Genomic DNA, 20905 nt, shown 5'->3' with positions numbered 1-20905 from the left:
GTTTACGAGTGGTCAATGAGTATTCCGACCGAGCTGGCGATCCAGCGGATCTTTAACGCTGCATGACCGAGCGCAGACACTTTTCAGACAAAGCCGCCGCGCTTGGCAGGGTCGCGCCCCGACCGCTACCCTCGACGCCCTACCCTGCTTTCCCTGTCCTTTCCTGGAGACCCTTTTCTCCCATGCCTGCGTTGAAACCCCTCACCCTCGCCATCGGCCTGCTGCTCGGCAGCCAGGCCTTCGCCGCCCCGGTCTTCGACGTCACCGAACTGGGTGACCCCGCCACCGCCTGTAGCGACCTCGACACCTTCGTCAATGAAAAATGGGTCGCGGCCAATCCGATCCCGCCGGACAAGTCACGCTGGGGTTCCTTCATGGCCCTGGGGGAGAAATCGCTCAACGACCAGCACGCCATCCTGCAGCGCGCCGCCCGCACGGCGGACCGCGCGCAAGCGGGCTCGGTGGAACAGAAGGTCGGCTGGCTGTATCGGTCGGGCATGGACGAGGCCGCCATCGAGCGCGCCGGCTATCGGCCGATCCAGGCACAACTGGCCGCCATCGACCGGCTGCGCACCTCCGCCGATGTGGCGAGCTATCTGCGCGAGAGCTTTGCCCGCGGCGACATGCAGGTGTTCTCCTTCGGCTCCGGCGCCGACTACCAGAATGCCAAGCAGCAGATCGCCTACGCCTATCAGGGCGGCCTGGGCCTGCCGACGCCCGACTACTACACCGAAGCCGACTACGCCAAACTGCGCCAGGCCTATCTCGGCCACATCGCCCGGCTGCTGGTGCTGACCGGAGTGCCCAAGGCCAAAGCGGCCGCCCAGGCCGAACTGGTGCTGGCCTTCGAAAGTCGCCTGGCGCGCGCCTCGGTCAAGCCGGTGGAGCTGCGCAATCCGGAGAACCAGTATCACTACCTGAGCTTCGCCGAAGCCAACAAGGTCACGCCGCACTTCGACTGGCAGGCCTTCTTCGCCAGCCAGGGCGTCACCGGCCAGCAGGGCTTTTCGCTGTCCCAGCCGGGCTTCTTCGCCGAATTCGACCGGATGCTGACCGACACCCCCATCGAGCAGTGGCAGGCCTATCTGCGTGCTCACGTGATCGACGACGCCGCGCCGCTGCTGTCCAGGCCCTTCCAGCAGGAAAGCTTCGAATTCAACCAGAAGACCCTGAGCGGCCAGCAGCAGCAGAGCGAACGCTGGAAGCGGGTGCTGCGCGCGGTCAACGGCGCCATGGGCGAAGGTCTCGGCCAGCTCTATGTGCAGGAGCATTTCTCGCCCCAGGCCAAGGCGCGCGCCCAGGAACTGGTGGACAACGTGATGCTGGCGCTCAGGGCGCGCATCGAGCAGCTCGACTGGATGAGCCCGGAGACCAAGCAGAAGGCGCTGGCCAAGTGGGACAGCTTCCTGCCCAAGATCGGCTATCCCGAGCGCTGGCGCGACTGGAGCGGCCTGACGCTCAAGCCTCAGGGTTTTTACGCCAACCTGGAAGCCGCCTCGCGCTTCAACTATCGCCATGACCTGGACAAGATCGGCAAGCCCACCGACCGCCAGGAATGGGGCATGTACCCGCAGACGGTGAATGCCTACTACAGCCCCACCGACAACACCATCAACTTCCCCGCCGCCATCCTGCAGCCGCCGTTCTTCTATCCGGACGGCGACGACGCCATCAACTACGGCGGCATCGGCGCGGTGATCGGTCACGAGGCCAGCCATGGCTTCGACGACCAGGGCAGCAAGTTCGATGGCGCCGGCAACCAGGTGGACTGGTGGACACCGGCCGATCGCAAGGCCTTCGAAGCCCGCACCGGCAAACTGGTGGAGCAGTTCGACCACTACCAGCCGCTGCCGGATCATCCGGAGCTGCACGTCAACGGCAAGCTCACCCTGGGCGAGAACATCGGTGATCTCGGCGGCATCAGTGCGGCCTACGACGCCCTGCAACTGGCCCTGGCCAAGAAGCCGGAGGAAGCCAACCGGAAGATCGATGGCTATACCCAGCAGCAGCGCTTCTTCCTCAACTGGGCGCGGGTCTGGCGCGGTTCGATCCGTGAAGAGCAGGCGCGCCTGTTCCTCAACACCGATCCCCATGCGCCCATGAGATTCCGCGCCATCGGGGCGCCGTCCAACCTGCCGTCCTTTGCCAAGGCGTTCAGCTGCAAGGCAGGCGATGCCATGGTCCGGCCGGACGAGAAACGCGTGGAAATCTGGTGATGGATCCGGGGCGTCCGGTGGTCGGGTATCGCTTTTGCATCGCCGGTCTCCTCTCCTCTCTGGCGCCCCTTCAATGCCCCTAGAACTCGCCTTCGCCGAAGCCACCGCGACCGGTCCGCGCAAGGAAAACCAGGACGCCTTGCGCAGTGTCCAGCCCAGCGCGGCGCTGGCGGCGACCAAGGGGCATCTGTTCGCCCTCGCCGATGGCGTCAGCGGCTGTCCGGACGGTGGCCTGGCTGCGCGCGCCACCCTCCAGGCCCTGGCCCAGGATTACTATTCCACGCCGGAGACCTGGCCGGTGACCCAGGCCCTGGAACGGTTGCTGCTGGCGCAGAATCGCTGGCTGCAGGCGGCGGGCAATGGCCAACCCCTGCTGACCACCCTCACCGCCCTGGTGATCCGCGGGCGGCGCTATACCCTGGCCCACGTCGGCGACTGCCGCGCCTACCGCTGGCATGGCGACCGGCTGAGCTGTCTCACCGTCGACCACGTCTGGCAGCAGGCCGGCATGCAGCACGTGCTGACCCGCGCTCTGGGGCTGGAGAACCACCTGGTGGTGGACTTTCGCGAAGGCGAGCTGGAAGCCGGCGAAACCCTGCTCCTGGTGAGCGATGGCGTCTGGGCCGCGCTGGGTGAAGATAGCATGAGACGCATTCTGGTCGATGGCGTCGCGGAGCTGGATGCCGCCGCCCAGGCCCTGGTGGCCGGCGCCCTGCATGCCGGTGGCCAGGACAACGCCAGCGCCCTGCTGGTACGGGTCGACCGCCTCCCCGATGTGTCCCTGGCCGATACCCTGGCCAGCGCCGACACCTGGCCGCCGTTGCCGGCGCTCAAGCCCGGCCAGTACTTCGAAGGCTGGACGGTGGTGGAGCGCCTGGCCGAGTCGCGGCAATCGCTGCTCTACCGGGTCAACGACGAGGGTGGCCGTCCCTGGCTGCTCAAGACCCTGCCCGCGGCGCGGCAATTCGACACCCTGGCCGGCCATGCCCTGCTCATGGAGGAGTGGTTCCTGCGCCGGGTCGCCGGGCGCGCCTTCGTCGAGGTCCATCCGCTGCCGCGGCGGGCGCATCTCTACTTCGTGCAACGGGAATATGCCGGCCGCACCCTGGCGCAGCAGCTACGCGGGGAAGGCCCCCTGGCCCTGGCCGACTGGCTGGACGTCGCCTCCCGCCTGCTGCGGGCCCTCGGCCAGCTGCACAGGCGCAACATCCTTCACCGCGACATCAAGCCGGACAACCTGCATCGCGGCCAGGATGGCGAACTGCGCCTGCTGGACTTCGGCCTGGCCTACTGCCCGCAGCTGTCCGAGGACCTGCATGACAGCCCGGGCACCCCCAGCTACCGGGCGCCGGAGTCCTTCGAGGGCGCCGAGCCCAGTCCGGCCCAGGATCTCTATGCGACCGGGGTGACCCTCTATCAGCTGCTCACCGGTGGCTATCCCTACGGCGAGGTCGAGCCCTTCCAGCGGCCACGTTTCGGCGCGCCGGCCAGTGCCCTGCGCCGGCGTCCGGATGTACCGGCCTGGCTCGACGACTGGCTGCAGCGCGCCGTGGCGGTCGACCCCGCCGACCGCTTCGAAACCGCCGAAGAAGCCCTGCTGCTGCTGGAGCAGGGCGAGCGCCAACCCCTGGCCCGCCCGCTGCCGCTGCTGCAGCGCGATCCCCTGCGCACCTGGCGGATCGTGGCCGCCTGCTCGCTGCTGCTGAATCTGCTGCTGGTGCTGCTCTGGCTCTATCGGCACTGAAGTGTCGGGACGCCATGCCCTCCTTTGCAGCACGCTGCGCCCAAAAGGGGCAGCCAGCGGCCCGTTTCCAGCGGTAAACCGCCCGAAAGGACGGATCCGCGCCTTGGCATGAAGTCTGCAATTCCACAATACATACAGGTCTTTCTTCAACGGCGAGGAAAGACCCTCCGGACAAAGGCGTCCCAGCTGCTTGCAGCGGGACGCCTTTTTTTTGCGTTACAGTCGCCACCCTGGAAACGAGAGGTCACTACATGAGCGGGAAAGTCTGGTTGATCGGTGCCGGCCCCGGCGATCCCGAGCTGCTGACCCTCAAGGCGGTGCGCGCCCTGGGCGAAGCCGAGGTGGTAATGATCGATGACCTGGTCAATCCGGCGGTGCTCGAACACTGTCCTACCGCTCGGGTGATCCGCGTCGGCAAGCGCGGCGGCTGCCGCTCCACACCCCAGGCCTTCATCCACCGGCTGATGCTGCGCTATGCCCGCCAGGGCCGTTGCGTGGCCCGGCTCAAGGGCGGCGATCCCTGCATCTTCGGTCGTGCCGGCGAGGAAGCCGAATGGCTGGCCGCCCGTGGCGTCGCCAGCGAGATCGTCAACGGCATCACCGCCGGCCTGGCCGGCGCCACCGCCTGCGGCATCTCCCTCACCCTGAGAGGCGTGGCCCGCGGTGTGACCCTGGTCACCGCCCATACCCAGGACGACACAGCGCCCAACTGGGCCGCCCTGGCCGCCACCGGCACCACCCTGGTGGTCTACATGGGCGTGGCCCGCCTGGCCGAGATCCAGCAGGGCCTGCTGGACGGCGGTCTCGCGCTGACCACGCCGGTGGCCATGATCGAGAACGCCTCCCTGCCGGACCAGCGCGAGTGTCGCTCGACCCTGCAGGACCTGCAGGTGGACGCCGCCCTCTTCCAGCTGCGCAGTCCGGCGATCCTGGTGATCGGCGAGGTGGTCGGCCAGGCCGCCCTGCAACAGGCCCTGAGCTTCGCCGCCGAGGCCTGAGCGGCGAACTCCGGAGCCCGGCCGCCGTTCCTATGGGTATTCCCCAGCAGAGCGGCGCCCATGGACCTCGTCATCGCCCGACCGGACGGCCTCTATTGCCCGCCCGGCGACTTCTACATCGATCCCTGGCATCCGGTGGAGCGTTCGGTCATCACCCACGGCCATGGCGACCATGCCCGGGTAGGCAACGGCCACTATCTCGCCACCTCCGGCAGCGCCGGCATCCTGCGCGCCCGGCTGGGTGCCGACATCAACCTCCAGACCCTGGAATACGGCGAGGTCATCGACCACCACGGGGTCAAGCTCAGCTTCCATCCGGCCGGCCATGTGCTGGGCTCGGCCCAGGTGCGCCTGGAATATCGCGGCGAGGTGTGGGTGGCCTCGGGCGACTACAAGGTCGAACCCGATGGCACCTGCACCCCCTTCGAGCCGGTGCGCTGCCATACCTTCATCACCGAATCCACCTTTGGCCTGCCCATCTATCGCTGGCGCCCCCAGGCGGAGATCTTCGCCGAGGTCAATGCATGGTGGCGCGCCAACCAGGCCCAGGGCCTGGCCAGCGTGCTCTACAGCTATGCCTTCGGCAAGGCGCAGCGGCTCCTGCACGGCCTGGATCCGGAGATCGGTCCCATCCTCGCCCATGGCGCGGTGGAGCCCCTGAATCGGGTCTATCGCGAAGCCGGCATTCGCATCCCGGAAACCCACTACGCCGGCGACTTCAAGAAGAGCGACCCCACGCTGCGCCAGGCGCTGATCATCGCCCCGCCCTCGGCCGGCGGCAGCACCTGGATCCGCCGCTTCGGCGAGCACAGCGACGCCTTCGCCAGCGGCTGGATGATGCTGCGCGGCACCCGCCGCCGGCGCGGGGTGGATCGCGGCTTCGTGCTCTCCGACCACGCCGACTGGCCAGGCCTGCTGTGGGCCATCGAGCAGACCGGTGCCGAACGGGTGATGGTCACCCATGGCTCGGTCGCCACCCTGGTGCGCTACCTGCGCGACCAGGGCCTGGACGCCCAGGGCTTCACCACCGAATACGGTGAGGAAGACGACACCTCCGTCGCCACGGAGGCCCAGGCATGAAGGCCTTCGCCGAACTCTATGGGCGTCTCGACGCCACCACCTCCAGCAACGCCAAGCTCGCGGCGCTGGTGGACTACTTCGGCAGCGCCCCGGCCGCGGATGCCGCCTGGGCGGTGTACTTTCTCGCTGGTGGCCGCCCCCGCCGACTGGTGCCGACCCGGCAGCTGCGCGAATTGACCATGGCCCTCTCCGGACTACCCGAGTGGCTGTTCGAAGAGAGCTACCAGGCGGTGGGCGACCTGGCCGAGACCATGGCACTGCTGATTCCCACCACCGATGCCGCCAATGCCGAGGGCCTGGCCTTCTGGCTGGAGGAGTACCTGCTGCCCCTGCGCGGCCTGCCACCGGAAGAACTGGCCGAGCGCCTGCCGCCGCTCTGGGGCCAGCTGGATCGGCAGAGCCTTATGGTGTGCATCAAGCTGATCACCGGCGAGTTCCGCGTCGGTGTCTCCAAGCTGCTGGTGACCCGCGCCCTGGCCACCCTGGCGGACCTCGACCCCAAGCGCGTTGCCCAGCGCCTGGTGGGCTACACCGATCTGTCCCACCGCCCCACCGCCGAGGGCTATGCCCGCCTAGTCGCCCCGGAAAGTCCGGACGAGCATGCCCAGCGCGGCGGCCAGCCCTATCCCTTCTTTCTCGCCCACGCCCTGCAACTGCCGGTGGAGCAGTTCGAGGCACAACTGGGTCCGGCCGAAGACTGGCAGGTGGAATGGAAGTGGGACGGCATCCGCGCCCAGCTGGTCAAGCGCGACGGTCGCCTGTGGATCTGGTCGCGGGGTGAGGATCTGGTCACCGATCGCTTTCCCGAACTGCATCCCCTCGCGGAATCGCTACCCGATGGCACCGTCATCGACGGCGAGATCGTGGTCTGGAAGGAAGACGCCGCGCCCGACGCCCTGCTCAGCAGCGAGGAAGTGAGCGAGCAGCAGGACGGCCGCGATCCAGCCGCGCCCATCCCCTTCGGCGTGCAGCCCTTCGCCCTGCTGCAGCAACGCATCGGGCGCAAGACCCTGGGCAAGAAGATCCTCGAAGACGTACCGGTCATCCTGCTCGCCTACGACCTGCTGGAATGGCAGGGCCATGACCTGCGCAGCCAGCCGCAACGCCAGCGCCGCGCCGAACTGGAACGGGTGGTGGCACGCTGCGCCAGTCCGCTGCTGCGCCCCTCGCCGCTGCTGCACGGCAAAGACTGGCAGGATCTCGCCCGCCAGCGCGAGGCCTCGCGCACCCTGGGGGTCGAAGGGATGATGCTCAAGGCCCAGGATTCGCTCTATGGCGTCGGCCGTACCAAGGACATGGGCACCTGGTGGAAATGGAAGGTCGATCCCTTCTCGGTGGATGCGGTGCTCATCTATGCCCAGCGCGGCCATGGGCGGCGTGCCAGTCTCTATTCCGACTACACCTTCGCCGTCTGGGACGGTCCGCCGGAAAGTAGCGAACGTACCCTGGTGCCCTTCGCCAAGGCCTACTCCGGCCTCACCGACGAAGAGATGCGCAAGGTGGACGCCATCGTCCGACGTACCACGGTCGAAAAGTTCGGCCCGGTGCGCAGCGTCGAGCCGACCCTGGTGTTCGAACTGGGTTTCGAGGGCATCGCCCTGTCCAAGCGCCACAAGAGCGGTGTCGCCGTGCGCTTTCCGCGGATGCTGCGCTGGCGCCACGACAAGCCGGTGGCCGAAGCCGACACCCTCGACATCCTGCAGAATCTGCTGGCCTAGCGATGGCTGGCCAGACAGCGCCGCCGGTGACCGATGGCGCCCTAGGCGCGCCGCGGGAACCGCGCTGGGCCCTGGCGCTCGCCTGCCTGCCGGCCCTGGCGGCGATCCTGCTCACCGGCTGGTGGACCGGGGCCTGGCTCCCCTGCGTGGTGGCCCTGGGTGGCGCCTATACCGTCGGCTTCGGCGCCTACAAGAGCTTTGCCGCCGAGCCCCTGGCGCCCATGCTGGTGGCGGCGCTGGGCATGGCCTTTTCCGCCGTGGTCGGCTCCCTGCTGGGTCAGCAGTTGCTGCCGCTGGTCCTGGCCGGCGCCCTGTGGGCGGCCTGCTGCGCCTGGCTGTTCGCGGTTGGCAATGGCCCCTGGTGGATCACCCAGCAGTGGACGGTGGCCCTGCTGGTAGCCGGCGGCTTTCCCGGTGACCTGCACCAGGCCCTACTGCGGGGCGGCCTGGTGCTCGGCGGCGGACTGCTGCAACTGCTGGTCTTCGCCCTCATACAAAAGGCCCTCTATCGCTCCCAATGGCGGCTGCGCACCGGTTCCCTCAAGGCCCATCTCAGGGAGGTGGTGGTGCTGTTCGAGGACAGATTTCGGCTCGGCCGCTACGGCTTCTATGCCGCCGCCGTGGTCGCCCTCTGCCAGACCCTGACCGGCCTGCTCGATTACGGCCACGGCTACTGGGCGCCGATGACCGCCCTGCTGGTGCTCAAGCCGCGCCTGGGCGATACCTGGCGGCGCGGCCTGGGTCGGCTGGGCGGCACCCTGGCCGGTTGCCTGCTGGCGGGCGCGGTGGCCTGGCTCGACAACACGCCCATCGTCCTGGCCGCTGCCTGCCTGCTGTGTGCAGCGGGCGCCTATCTGCTGCAAGACGGGCGCTACTCGCTGCAGACGCTGTTCATCACCGGCACCACGGTGCTGATGGTCACTCTGGCCGGCGTGCCCGAGGCGAGCATCGCCCGCGAACGGATCGGCAGCACCCTGCTCGGTGGCACGGTCGCCCTGCTCTTTCTGGCGCTGGAAGCCGGCGTCGCACGGGTCCTCGCCCGGCTTCAGCGGCGACGCCGGTTGCGCCAGGCAAACACCAGCAAAGCCAACAGGGCGCCCAGGTAGCTGCCATCGTGCATCCAGGCCGCCAACAGGAAACCCCTGCGGTCCTGCACGCAGTCCGGCACTCGCAGGACGCTGCCCTGGTCCAGGGCAAGCCAACCCAGGCCCAAGCCCAGCACCGCGCAACCCAGCGCCCCGAGCAGCACGGCGGCGCTGCCGCGCCAGAGATAACGGTCACCGGCAGGACGTCCGCGCGCCAGCCAGAGCAGCGCCAGGCCCAGGGGCAGTCCTGCCGCCGCGCCGGCCTGCAGGCCGACCCGCGCCACTCGCCAGCGCGGCGCCACCTCGCTATCGAGCAGACCGAATTGCGGGAATTTCAGGCAATCGAAGTAATCCGGACCCAGGCCATAGCTGAGCTGGTCATGCAGCGCCCCATAGAGCGCGGCCAGGACGACCAGCGCCAGCAACCTGCCCAGGCTCCTTGCCACTGGCTAGTCCATTGCCTGATGGAAGCCGAGCAGGCCGACTACCCTTGCCCATGGCCGGCGCACCGGGCGGCGTCGATAGACGCCAGGCGCCTCACTCCTGCTCAAGGTCCCCGCCCTTTCACCACAGTTCATCCGGCCTCTCTCCCGTTTCCTTTGCACACAGCTGCCCAGCGTTACTGCTACCGAACAGATACGATGTCTTGGCGAAGCGGGCCTCCTGCTACCTTTCTGCCCACCTTTGGCGCATGCGTATATTTTTAGACCCAAAGCGGTGCGTTCGTCCGCGCCGGGCAGGAAAGCCGCGCCTTTCCGGTGCATAATGCGCGCCGCTCGGCGGGGTCGGCTGCTACAGGATGTAACCAACGCGGCAACCGCGTACAGATTTGGGACGATCTTCGCCGACTGGTAAGCTTATTGCTCCCGCGAGGGCACGGGCGTCGTACTGGCGCCATGATTTCATCCACATTCGCACTAGGATCCGACATGAAAAAAAGCTGGCTGACTCTCTCTGCGCTCGCCCTGTGTCTGGCCGCCGGTTCGGCGATGGCCAAGGAATGGAAAGAGATCCGCTTCGGTGTGGATACCACCTATCCGCCCTTCGAATCCCAGGCCGCCGATGGCAGCTTCGTCGGCTTCGACATCGAGCTGGGCAACGCCATCTGCGAAAAGCTGGACGTGAAGTGCAAGTGGGTGGTGAGTGACTTCGACGGCCTGATTCCCGGCCTGCGCGCGCGCAAGTTCGACGGCATCCTGTCCTCGCTGACCAAGACCCCGGCGCGTGCCGAACAGATCGACTTCTCCGACCTGCTGTGGTCGGGCCCCTCCTCCATGGTCACCAAGGAAGGCGCCAACCTGCAGGCCACCGCGGAAAGCCTGAAGGGCAAGACCGTGGGCGTGCAGCAGGGCACCATCCAGGAAACCTTCGCCAAGCAGAAGCTGGCGCCCAACGGCGTCAACGTCCAGAGCTACCAGAACCAGGATCAGGTCTATGCGGACCTGGTGTCCGGTCGTATCGACGTCGCCATGCAGGACATGCTGCAGGCCGAAGGTGGCTTCATGAAGTCGCCCCAGGGCAAGGGCTACACCAACACCGCCATCCACGACGAGTTGCTGCCGGCCGATACCGCCATCGGTATCCGCAAGGGCAACGACGAGTTCAAGACCTTCGTCAACAAGGGCATCGCGGCCATCCACGCCGACGGCACCTACGACAAGATCCAGAAGAAGTACTTCGGCGACCTGAACCTCTACGATCCCAAGTAAGGTCGGTTCGGCAAACGCCTCCGGTGCCACCGGGGGCGTTTTACGTATGACCGCCGGCGCCCACCGCGCCGGCGGCCTCACCAGGCGATTTTCCCAAGACGCATGCAGCAGAATTCCTTCGACTCCTTCTTGCAGTCCATCGGACTGGGCACGCTCAGCCTGCATGGCTACGGCCCGCTGATCCTGGAAGGCACCCTGACGACCCTCAAGCTCGCCGGCTTCGCGCTGATCGTGGCGGTCATCCTCGGCCTGCTCGGCGCCTCGGCCAAGCTGTCGCGCCTCGCACCCCTGCGCTTCATTGCCCAGAGCTACACCACCCTGATCCGCGGCGTGCCCGATCTGGTGCTGATGCTGCTGATCTTCTACAGCCTGCAGAACTGGCTGGGCGCCCTCACCGACTACATGGGCTGGGATTACATCGACATCGATCCCATGGCCGCCGGCATCGCCACCCTCGGCTTCATCTACGGTGCCTACTTCACCGAGACCTTTCGCGGCGCCATCCTCGCCGTGCCGCGCGGTCAGGGCGAGGCCGCCCTGGCCTACGGGCTGAGCCGCTGGCAGACCTTCACCCTGATCACCTTTCCGCAGATGATGAGATTCGCCCTGCCCGGCATCGGCAACAACTGGCAGGTGCTGCTCAAGGCCACCGCGCTGGTCTCCATCATCGGCCTGGCCGATCTCGTCCGCGCCTCCCAGGAGGCCGGCAAGGGCACCTTCAAGCTGTTCTATTTCCTGATCGTCGCCGGCGTCATCTATCTGCTCATCACCGCCGTGACCAACGCCATCCTCGGGGCCCTGGAACGGCGCTATCACGTCGGCGTGCGGGAGGCCAAGCGATGATCGAACTCCTGCAGCAATACTGGAAACCCCTGCTGTGGACCGATGGCTACCACATCACCGGCCTGGCCATGACCCTCTGGCTGCTGGTGGCCTCGGTGGTGATCGGCTTCATCGTATCGGTGCCGCTGTCGGTGGCCCGGGTCTCGGAGCGTCGCTGGCTGCGCTGGCCGATCGGCTTCTACACCTACGTCTTCCGTGGCACCCCGCTCTATCTGCAGTTGCTGATCTGCTACACCGGCATCTACAGCCTGGGCTTCGTGCGTGACCAGCCGATGCTGGGCAGCTTCTTCCGCGACGGCCTGAACTGCACCATCCTGGCCTTCGCCCTGAATACCTGCGCCTACACCACCGAGATCTTTGCCGGGGCCATCCGCAACACCCCCCACGGCGAGGTCGAGGCGGCCAAGGCGTACGGCCTGGATGGCTGGCGCCTGTACGTGCACGTCATCCTGCCCTCGGCGCTGCGCCGCTCGCTGCCCTTCTACAGCAACGAAGTCATCATGATGCTGCACTCCACCACCCTGGCCTTCACCGCCACGGTGCCGGACCTGCTCAAGATCGCCCGCGACGCCAACACCGCCACCTTCCTGACCTTCCAGGCCTTTGGCCTGGCCGCGTTGCTGTACCTGGCGGTGTCCTTCATCCTGATCGGCCTGTTCCGCCTGGCGGAGCGCCGCTGGCTGGCCTTCCTCGGCCCGACCCACTGACCCAAGCGGCCGCGCCTGGCGCGGCCCCGGAGTTGTCATGCGCCATCTCACCCATCCGCTGGTCGCCCCGGTCCCGGGCACCGAGCGCTGCATCCACAGCTTCCACTTCGGTCCCGCCGACAGTGGCCGCAAGGTCTATATCCAGGCCTCGCTGCATGCCGACGAATTGCCCGGCATGCTCACCGCCTGGCACCTCAAGCAGCGCCTCAGAACGCTGGAAGCCGCCGGTGAACTCCTGGCGGAGGTGGTCCTGGTACCGCTGGCCAACCCTATCGGCCAGGATCAGCAGGTCGCCGACGTCCACCTCGGTCGCTACGAGCTGGAAAGCGGGCAGAACTTCAATCGTCGCTTCCGCGACATGACCGCCCAGGTGGAAGCCGCCATCAGCGAACGCCTCGGCGACGACGTGAGCGCCAACCAGGCCCTGGTGCGCGAGGCCTTCCGCATGGCCCTGGCCGCGGAAGCCGCCAGCACCCAGCTCGACAGTCAGCGCCTGACCCTGCAGCGCCTGGCCTGCGACGCCGAGGTGGTGCTCGACCTGCACTGCGATTTCGACGCGGTCGCCCACCTCTATACCACGCCGGAAGCCTGGCCCCAGGTCGAGCCGCTGGCGCGCTACTTCGGTTCCGAAGCCAGCCTGCTCGCCACCGATTCGGGCGGCCAGTCCTTCGACGAATGCTTCACCCTGCTCTGGTGGAATCTCAACCAGCGCTTTGGCGAGCGCCTGCCCCTGGGCAGCCTGTCGGTGACCCTGGAGCTGCGCGGCCAGCTGGACGTACGTGACGAACTCTCCGCGGCGGATGCCGAGGCCATCGTCAACTACCTGCGCCACCAAGGCTTCCTGAGCGGCAGCGCCGCGCCCCTGCCGCCGCTGCTGCAACCGGCCACGCCGCTGGCCGCCGTGGAGCCCGTGGCGACCACCCAGGGTGGCGTGCTGGTGCTCAAGGCCCAGGTGGGCGAACGCATCGAGGTCGGCCAGCTGCTGGCGCAGGTAGTGGATCCCATCAGCGACCGCGTCGAAGAGGTCCGCAGCGCGGTCGCCGGCATCCTCTATGCGCGTTCCAATCGCCGCATGGCCACGGCCGGCATGGTGATCGCCCATGTGGCGGGCACCGAGGCCTATCGCAGCGGCTACCTGCTCTCGCCGTGACCCCTACCCCTTTTCAGCTGTGGAATTCCTATCCATGTACAAACTGACCGTCGAAGGCCTGCACAAGCGTTACGGCGACCACGAAGTGCTCAAGGGCGTCTCGCTCAAGGCCAAGACCGGCGATGTGGTCAGCCTGATCGGCGCCAGCGGCTCGGGCAAGAGCACCTTCCTGCGCTGCATCAACTTCCTCGAGCAGCCCAACGCCGTGACCATGACCCTGGATGACGAGACCATCCGCATGGCCGAGGATCGCGGCGCCGTCCGGGTGGCCGATGCGGCCCAACTGCAGAATCTGCGCACCCGCCTGGCCATGGTCTTCCAGCACTTCAATCTCTGGAGTCACCTGAGCGTGCTGGACAACATCACCCTGGCACCGCGCAAGGCGCTGGGCATCAGCAAGGCGGAAGCCGAAGAGCGCGCACGCAAATACCTGGACAAGGTCGGTCTGCAGCCGCGGGTCGCGGACCAGTATCCGGCCTTCCTCTCCGGTGGCCAGCAGCAGCGGGTAGCCATCGCCCGCGCCCTGGCCATGGAGCCGGAAATCATGCTGTTCGACGAGCCCACCTCGGCGCTCGACCCGGAACTGGTCGGCGAGGTGCTGAAGGTGATCCGCGCCCTGGCGGAGGAAGGACGCACCATGCTCATGGTGACCCACGAGATGGCGTTCGCCCGCGAGGTGTCTTCTCAGGTGCTGTTCCTGCACCAGGGGGTGGTGGAGGAAGAAGGTCCGCCGAGCGAGGTGCTGGTGAGCCCGCGTAGCGAGCGCCTGCGCCAGTTCCTCAGCGGCAACCTCAAGTAGGCCTGGGTCCCCACCTTGGGGACCCCGCGCGAACCGGTCGGCTCCAGCCGGCCCGGTTCGCGTCCGTCAGGGCCGGTGGCGCTTAGCGGCGCTGCTGCTGGCGACGACGCTGGGCCGCCAGCTGCTCGCGTTCACGGCTGGGAATCGGGATGGCCTTGACCAGACCGAGTCGCGCGAGCAGGTCCAGCATCAGAGCTTGTATACGGTCGTTCATGGAAACTCCTCGAGCCAGCGCTCAATCAGGGACAGCCTTGGCGGGCAGACCTTGCTGCCCTCCTCCACAATATTGAGTCTTCCCGGGTCGATTCAATCCACTACCGTGCGGTTGTTCGTCGCAACAGGGCCGCGCTTTGTCAAAAAGTGTGTCTTTTGCCGGAAGACAGGGCCAGCGCCGCTCTGGCGCCAGCCTGGACAACGGCCGCCGATTGTTATCGGAACCCATATCAAATCCGCCTGTCTTGTTACTGCTATCGAGTTCAATTCTCGACCCGAAAACTGACGAATGGTGAAAATATGCCGCTGTCGTTGGTTATCATCGAGGGACGATAACGGGTTAGCCGCGGTTTCTCATCCAATAACAACGATGTCATCAGGGTGCTCGCACCTCGATGTTCTCCCTGCTTGTTGTTATCCCCATCACATCCACTTTTAAGTTAGCGTGACCGGCACGGCAGGAGTGCTTCCATGACCAGATCCTTACCTCTCTTCATCGTGCTCGGGCTGCTGGCCAGTCCGGCGCTGGCGGCCAGCTGGGGCATGCAGCGCGAGGTAGGGGATTTCGATCTGAAGATGGGCACGGCGCCGTCACGCAGCATGGCCCAGGGTCTGGTCGCGCCGAATTCCGCCGGCATGGGCGGTGGCTTCGATCTCACCCACGACAGCGGGCTGTATTTCGGCCAGTGGACGACCAACAACGCCTCGTCCGCGGATGCGCCGCTGCTGGAGATGGACACCTACGCGGGCTACAAGCACCGCTTCGCCCCTGGCTATGGCTACGAGCTGGGCGTGATCAACTACAGCAACCTGATCCAGAACGTCGATCCCAGCCGCGAGCTGTATTCCGGGATGACCGTCTATGGCAAGCGCCTCGGCGCCGCCTTCGCCAATGACCCGGGTCGCCACAACGCCTCGGTCTATGCCGACCTGGGTACGCTGCCGCTGATCAAGACCGGGGTTTCGCTTAAGTACACCAACTACGTAATGGATGTGCCCTCGACCCTCGACAGCGGCGGTATGGTGCGCAGCTTCAACGACTGGTCGGTGAATTTGAGCCGCAAGTGGGTGAACACCCTGTTCAACCTGACCTACAGCGGCACCAGCCTGAGAGGCGCCGACTGCTCGGTGTATTCGGGCCACAATACCTACTGCGACAGCGCCCTGATGCTCAAGGCCTCGCACCCCTTCTTCTAGTCTTACTGCCGCAGCAGGCTGCGCCCGATGCCGACCTGGGGTCGTTCCCGTCCCAGTTGCTGCAGGGCCTGGCGCGCCCGCACCTGCTCCTCTGCTCCTAGCTCGACCAGCCAGCTGACCTTGGTTCCCACCCGCGCGGCGATGGGCACCCCGTCGCGATAGAGCAGGCGATTGCCCGCCACGGCGGGTACCTTGGCGCCGGGCAGCAGGGTACCGACCAGATTGAGCGGATCCAACGCCGAGACGCACACCCACAGATCCTCCGCCGGGCGCTGGCGCCACTCGCGCAGGGGGGCGATGGCGGCCGGATCGGCGAATTGCTCGCCGGAGAGCCCGGCAAGGAAGCGGCCACCGCGAATCTCACCACGGGCCTCCAGGCGATGGCAGGCACGCAGGAGGTCACGCCAGGGCGGCAAGACGGCGCTCTCCCGCTGCAGCAGTTGCCAGCAGAGCACGCCATAGCGGCGCAGCAGCAGCCCGACCAGGCGCTCCAGCAGCGCATCCGGCAGCCGCGCTTCGCCCGGCGCCTCGGCGAGCCGCAAGGCGACCCAGCGGCCGGCATCCTCCATCCCGCCATAGAGCGCCAGGCGCCCACGGCGCGAACCGCTGCGACCGCTACCGCGCTTGGCTGCCGGCTGCAGCAGGGCGCGCAGACCGGCGAAGCTGTCGGCGTTGACCGCACCGGCCCCCACCAGCTCACCCAAAGCGGTCTCCAGCTCACTGCGCAGCAGGCGCGCCTCGCCGAGCAATTCATCGAAGAAGGAGGCACCGCGGCGCGTCAGCACCTCCAGCACCCGTTGCGCCTTGGGTGAGAGCATCTCGCTGCCGGTGGGCTCGGTCAGGCCGTTCCAGTCGGCCAGGTGCCGCCGCGGCAGCAGGACGATGGGCGAACCCCTGACCGGTCCGCTACCGCCACGTCCCGCCTGGGGCAGGCGCAGCCAGACCACGCGACCGGCGCGGCAGAGGTCATCGAGGTAGGTGAACTGATAGTCCGGCAGGCGACTGGGCAGGATCTCGCCTTCCCAGCCGGCGGCGGCGACCTCGAAGCCTTCCAGCAGGCCAATCACCTGCTCCAGCCCCTCGTTGCCTCTCAGGCCTGCCGGACCGGCCAGCTGCTGGTGCTCCAGCAGGAATCTCAGGTAGTCGGCCAGGGCCACCGGCTCGATGGCCTTGCGCAGTCGCCCCAGGGTGTAGCGATGGATCCGCGCCAGCAGGTGGCGCTCGCACCATTCCACGCTGCCGCCCGCCGCGGTGAAACGCCCCTGCAGGACATAGCCCTCGCCCTGCAGGGCCAGCAGCGTCGGCGTGAGCTGCGCCGGCGGCAACCCGAGGCTGGCGGCCAGCTCGTCCTGGTCTACCGGCCCCAGCGCGGTGAGGCGGGCGCGCAGCACCTCGACCAGGGCCGCCTCGACGTCCGCGGGCGCGGCGAAACCTGGCGGCGCACTGAGCACTGGCTCCGTGGCGGCGCCTGGAAACAGCACCTGGAAGAGTGGCAGGCGCTCGGCCGCGATCCAGAGGGTCGCCGCCGGCAGCCGCAGCCGCCCTGCCCGCCCGGTCTTGACCAACTGGCGGGCCTGGGCCTGGTGGGGCGCCAGTTCCGCCTCGGTGAGAAAGCCGACCCCGAGCAGAGCTTCGTGCAGGTCATCGGCACTTTCCAGCCGCGGCCAGGCCTCCGCCCGAACCAGGTCGATGGCCGCCGGATCCAGGGCGCCCAGCTCGTCCGGATCGGCGCCGCCGAAACGGCGATTCTGCACCGCCAGGGTCCGCCGCTCCTCGACGGGCGCGTCGTCCAGATAGGCATAGGGCTTGGCCGTGAGTACCTCCGCCGCCAGTGGTGAAGGTCCGGGCAGGTCGCGGGTCAGCAGGGTCAGCTGGCCACCGGCGATACGTGCCAGCAGGGCCAGCCAACCGCGGCTGTCGAGAGACTCGTGCAGGCAGTCGTCGAGGGTCTGGCGGACCAGCGGATGATCCGGTACTTGCCGCTCGCCGGCGAGATTTTCCAGGCAGGCGACCTGGTCGGGAAAAACCGTGGCCAGGAGGTCTTCGCTGCGCATGCGCTGCACCTGGGTGGCCACCTTGCGCCCGGCGCTGAAGCGCGGCAGGGCCAGGGCCGTGGTGGCGTTCCAGCGCCAGCGCACGGCGAACAGCGGAGCGTCGAGCAGGGCCTGGATCAGCACGGTCTCGGCGCTGGCCGGATGCAGGTAGCGCCAGACCTCGTCGAGCACGAAGCTGTGGCTGGTGGCCAGCGACAGGATCAGGGCATTCTCGGTCGCCGCCGCCTGCAGCTCGACATTGAAATTGCGGCAGAATCTCTTGCGCAGGGCCAGACCCCAGGCGCGGTTGATGCGGCTGCCGAAGGGCGCATGGATGATCAGCTGCATGCCGCCGGCCTGGTCGAAAAAGCGTTCCATCACCAGGGTCTGCTGGGTCGGCAAGGCGCCCAGCGCCTGGCGCGCCCGGCCGAGATAGTCCACCAGCTGGCGGGCCGTGCCCTCCTCCAGCGCATAGGCCGCGCCGATGCGGACGATAGCCGGTTCCGGTGGTTCGCCGGCCGCGGGTAGCAGGGGTTCGAGTTCCGCGCGCAGCCGCGCCAGGCCGGCCGACAGCTCATCGCTGCGCCCCGGCGCCTCGCCGTGCCAGAAGGGGATGTTGGGTGGCTGTCCCTTGGCATCCTCGACCCGCACCTTGCTGCCTTCGATCTTGACGATGCGGTAGGCGGTGTTGCCCAGCTGGAAGACGTCGCCCACCAGGCTTTCGAAGGCGAAATCCTCGTTGACGCTGCCGACGGTATGGCCCTGGGGTTCGAGCAGTACGCTGAAATTGCCGCTCTCCGGGATGGTGCCGCCGCTCATCACCGCAGTCGCCTTGCCGCCCCGGCGGCCGCGCAGAAGCCCATTGACCGCGTCCCGATGGACATAGGCCGCCCGCGGACCGCGGCGATCCGTATAGCCCTGGCTGAGCATCTCCACCACGGCCCGGTAATCGGCCTCGCTCAGCGCCGCATAGGGCTCTGCCTGGCGTAGCACGGCCAGCAGGCCTGCCTCCGACCACTCCTGGCAGGCGACCTCGGCTACCAGCTGCTGGGCCAGGACGTCCAGCGGCGCCTGGGGGATGTGCAGGGTATCCAGCTCACCGCGACGCACGCAGTCGAGCAGCGCCACGCACTCCACCAGATCGTCCCGCGAGGTGGGAAACAGCCGTCCCTTGGGCAAGCCGCCGACCTGGTGGTTAGCCCGGCCGACCCGCTGCAGGAAGGCGGCGATGGAACCCGGCGAGCCGATCTGGCAGACCAGGTCGACCTCGCCGATGTCGATGCCCAGTTCCAGGGAAGCGGTCGCCAGCAGCAGGCGCAATTCGCCGCGCTTGAGGCGCTGCTCGGCGTCCAGTCGCTGCTCCCGGGCCAAGCTGCCGTGGTGGGCGGCGACCTGGGTGCTGCCGAGGCGATCCGACAGCTGGCGCGCCATGCGCTCGGCCAGGCGGCGGGTGTTGACGAACACCAGGGTGGTGCGGTGCGCCTCGGCCAGTTCGGCCAGACGGTCGTAGACCAGCTCCCAGGCCTGGGTGGACAGCATGGCCTCCAGGGGAATGGGCGGCACCTCCAGGGCCAGGTCGCGGGCGCGCTGGTGGCCGATGTCGATCACCGTACAGGGGCGGGGTTGGCCCTGCGCATCGCGCCCGACCAGAAAGGCAGCCACCGCGGCCAGCGGCTTCTGGGTGGCGGACAGGCCGATGCGCTGCAGCGGATGCCCGGTCAGGGCTTCCAGTCGCGCCAGGCTCAGGGTCAGGTGGCTGCCGCGCTTGCCATCGGCGATGGCATGGATCTCGTCGACGATGACGCCGCGCACGCTGGCCAGCATTCGACGCCCGGAATCCGAACCCAGCAGCACATAGAGGGATTCGGGCGTGGTGACCAGCAGGTGCGGCGGCCGCCGGCGCATGGCCGCTCGCTCCTTTTGCGGGGTATCGCCGGTACGCACCGCCGTGCGCAATGCCAGCGGCGGTAAAGCCCGTGCCTCCAGCGCCGCGCCGATGCCGGCCAGGGGTTCTTCGAGATTGAGGCGGATGTCGTTGGACAGGGCCTTGAGCGGTGACACATAGAGCCAGAGACAGGCCTCGGGCAGGCCGTCTTCCCGCAATGCCTCCTGGACCAGGCCATCCAGCACGGCGAAGAAGGCGGTCAGCGTCTTGCCCGAGCCGGTGGGGGCCGCCACCAGCACCGAGGCGCCGGCGCGAATGGCCGGCCAGGCCTGCAGCTGCGCCTCGGTCGGGGCGGGAAAGCGCGTCGTGAACCAGCTGCGCGGCGCGTCGTGAAAGTCCGCCAGGACGGCGGCAGGCGAGTTCGAGGTCATGCGCTCAATATGGGAGTGGCCCTCAGGGGCCACAACCCGAGCCGACCGGCGGCTCAGGCGATGCGATTGCGCAATTCGCCCCCCTCCAGCATGGCTTCGAGGTTGGCCAGCATCACCTGCTGCTGCGCCTGTTGGGCCGAGGCCGCGTTGGCCGCGACATGGGGACTGAGCACCAGGTTGGGCTGCTGGCGCAGGCGTTCGGGCACCTCGGGTTCGCGGGCGAAGACATCCAGCGCTGCGCCGGCGATCACTCCCCGTTCCAGGGCCTCGGCCAGGGCGTCTTCGTCGACCACGCTGCCACGGGAGATATTGACCAGATGGCCCTCCGCGCCGAGTGCGGCCAGGACCTCGGCATCCACCGCCCCTACCGTCTCGGCACTGGCCCTCACCGCCACCACCAGCACGTCGCTCCAGCGCGCCAGTTCCAGCAGACTGCCGTGGTAGGCATAGTCCAGCCCCTCCCGCGGCGAGCGATTGAAGTAGCCGATCTCCATGTCGAAGGCCTCGCCGCGGCGACCGATGCGCCTACCGATCTCGCCCAGGCCATAGATGCCCAGGCGTCGCCCGGCCAGGCCCGGTACCTGGGGCATGCGCTCGATGGCGTTGCCCTGCCAGCGACCGCTGCGGACGAAGGCATCGCCCTGCAGCAGGCGGCGCGCGCTGGCCAGGATCAGGCCAAAGGTGAATTCCGCCACGGCGGTGGCATTGGCGTCACCGGCGGTGGTCACGGCGATGCCGCGCGCGCGACAGGCCGCCAGCTCGACCCCCTCGTAGCCGGTGCCGTAGCAGGCCACCAGGCGCAGGGCCGGCAGGGCATCCAGTAGCGCGGCGCGGGTCGGCAGGCCGCCGATGGTCAGCAGGGCCACGGCCTCCTCGGCCCCGGCGGGCAGCGCCGCGGGATCGGCTGAGGGAAAGGGACCCAGGACCCGGTAGTAGGCTTCGAGCCGGGTTACCAGTCCCTGGGGCAATTGCGGGGCCATCAGCAGCGTCGGTTTCATCTTGTAATACTTTCCCTGTGACAAAACCCAAGCGTCGCCAGCAGGAGCCATGGTCGTCAACCATTCTCTTTAGTGCGCTGTTTTCAGAGGCGTTCACCG

General features: G+C 67.7%; 16 protein-coding genes. 12 read left to right on the top strand and 4 right to left on the bottom strand.

Annotated features, from left to right (window positions below; translation table 11 throughout):
• The first annotated feature begins 182 nt into the window (after positions 1-182).
• The 6 genes from PVZ77_RS06740 to PVZ77_RS06715 all read left to right on the top strand — a co-directional run bounded on the left by PVZ77_RS06740 (position 183) and on the right by PVZ77_RS06715 (position 8862).
• Positions 183-2216, top strand: a complete 2034-nt coding sequence (locus PVZ77_RS06740; protein WP_273806032.1) for a M13 family metallopeptidase — start codon at positions 183-185, stop codon at positions 2214-2216.
• Positions 2217-2289: 73 nt separating this feature from the next.
• The gene (locus tag PVZ77_RS06735) at positions 2290-3960 is read left to right on the top strand and encodes a bifunctional protein-serine/threonine kinase/phosphatase (RefSeq protein WP_273806031.1); all 1671 of its coding nucleotides are present in this window, start codon (positions 2290-2292) and stop codon (positions 3958-3960) included.
• A gap of 251 nt (positions 3961-4211) precedes the next feature.
• Positions 4212-4958, top strand: a complete 747-nt coding sequence (gene cobA, locus PVZ77_RS06730; RefSeq protein ID WP_273806030.1) for a uroporphyrinogen-III C-methyltransferase — start codon at positions 4212-4214, stop codon at positions 4956-4958.
• A 60-nt stretch (positions 4959-5018) separates the two neighbouring features.
• On the top strand, positions 5019-6038 hold the full coding sequence (locus PVZ77_RS06725) for a ligase-associated DNA damage response exonuclease (RefSeq protein WP_273806029.1): 1020 nt from the start codon (positions 5019-5021) through the stop codon (positions 6036-6038).
• Complete coding sequence (locus tag PVZ77_RS06720; protein ID WP_273806028.1) at positions 6035-7756, top strand: ATP-dependent DNA ligase; 1722 nt, start codon at positions 6035-6037, stop codon at positions 7754-7756. Before PVZ77_RS06725 ends, PVZ77_RS06720 begins: the two co-directional genes overlap by 4 nt.
• 2 nt (positions 7757-7758) lie before the next feature.
• Positions 7759-8862, top strand: a complete 1104-nt coding sequence (locus PVZ77_RS06715) for an FUSC family protein (RefSeq protein WP_273806027.1) — start codon at positions 7759-7761, stop codon at positions 8860-8862.
• Here the strand turns inward: PVZ77_RS06715 and PVZ77_RS06710 are convergent.
• Positions 8802-9266, bottom strand: a complete 465-nt coding sequence (locus PVZ77_RS06710; RefSeq protein WP_273806026.1) for a hypothetical protein — start codon at positions 9264-9266, stop codon at positions 8802-8804. The genes PVZ77_RS06715 and PVZ77_RS06710 overlap by 61 nt on opposite strands.
• A 504-nt stretch (positions 9267-9770) precedes the next feature.
• Here PVZ77_RS06710 and PVZ77_RS06705 point away from each other — a divergent pair.
• The 5 genes from PVZ77_RS06705 (at position 9771) to PVZ77_RS06685 (ending at position 14049) form a co-directional block, all read left to right on the top strand.
• Positions 9771-10550: a transporter substrate-binding domain-containing protein gene (locus PVZ77_RS06705; protein ID WP_273806025.1), complete on the top strand. Its 780-nt coding sequence runs from the start codon at positions 9771-9773 to the stop codon at positions 10548-10550.
• A 102-nt stretch (positions 10551-10652) separates the two neighbouring features.
• On the top strand, positions 10653-11393 hold the full coding sequence (locus tag PVZ77_RS06700) for an ABC transporter permease (protein ID WP_133861065.1): 741 nt from the start codon (positions 10653-10655) through the stop codon (positions 11391-11393).
• Positions 11390-12100: an ABC transporter permease gene (locus tag PVZ77_RS06695; protein ID WP_007158912.1), complete on the top strand. Its 711-nt coding sequence runs from the start codon at positions 11390-11392 to the stop codon at positions 12098-12100. The genes PVZ77_RS06700 and PVZ77_RS06695 overlap by 4 nt, the downstream gene beginning before the upstream one ends.
• 37 nt (positions 12101-12137) lie before the next feature.
• Entirely contained in the window at positions 12138-13250 is a 1113-nt protein-coding gene (locus PVZ77_RS06690; RefSeq protein ID WP_273806024.1) for a succinylglutamate desuccinylase/aspartoacylase family protein, read from the top strand.
• A 34-nt stretch (positions 13251-13284) separates the two neighbouring features.
• Positions 13285-14049 carry an ABC transporter ATP-binding protein gene (locus tag PVZ77_RS06685; RefSeq protein ID WP_273806023.1) on the top strand — a complete coding sequence of 255 codons (765 nt, stop codon included), beginning with the start codon at positions 13285-13287 and terminating at the stop codon, positions 14047-14049.
• An 82-nt stretch (positions 14050-14131) separates the two neighbouring features.
• Here PVZ77_RS06685 and PVZ77_RS06680 read toward each other — a convergent pair whose 3' ends face one another.
• Complete coding sequence (locus PVZ77_RS06680; RefSeq protein ID WP_007158915.1) at positions 14132-14263, bottom strand: hypothetical protein; 132 nt, start codon at positions 14261-14263, stop codon at positions 14132-14134.
• A gap of 470 nt (positions 14264-14733) precedes the next feature.
• On the opposite strand from PVZ77_RS06680, the gene PVZ77_RS06675 reads away from it, so the two are divergent.
• Positions 14734-15459 carry a TorF family putative porin gene (locus tag PVZ77_RS06675; protein ID WP_273806022.1) on the top strand — a complete coding sequence of 242 codons (726 nt, stop codon included), beginning with the start codon at positions 14734-14736 and terminating at the stop codon, positions 15457-15459.
• Positions 15460-15461: 2 nt separating this feature from the next.
• Here the strand turns inward: PVZ77_RS06675 and PVZ77_RS06670 are convergent, their stop codons facing one another.
• Together PVZ77_RS06670 and PVZ77_RS06665 are read right to left on the bottom strand one after the other, a co-directional pair.
• Entirely contained in the window at positions 15462-19808 is a 4347-nt protein-coding gene (locus PVZ77_RS06670) for a DEAD/DEAH box helicase (protein WP_273806021.1), read from the bottom strand.
• A 53-nt stretch (positions 19809-19861) separates the two neighbouring features.
• A complete protein-coding gene (locus tag PVZ77_RS06665; RefSeq protein ID WP_273806020.1) occupies positions 19862-20806 on the bottom strand; it encodes an NAD(P)-dependent oxidoreductase in 945 nt (314 codons plus the stop codon).
• Between the last annotated feature and the right edge of the window lie 99 nt (positions 20807-20905).

It is taken from the genome of Pseudomonas sp. SHLD1 (assembly GCF_028640935.1).
GTDB lineage: Bacteria > Pseudomonadota > Gammaproteobacteria > Pseudomonadales > Pseudomonadaceae > Chryseomonas > Chryseomonas aestiva.
This window is presented reverse-complemented; position numbering and strand designations above follow the sequence as displayed.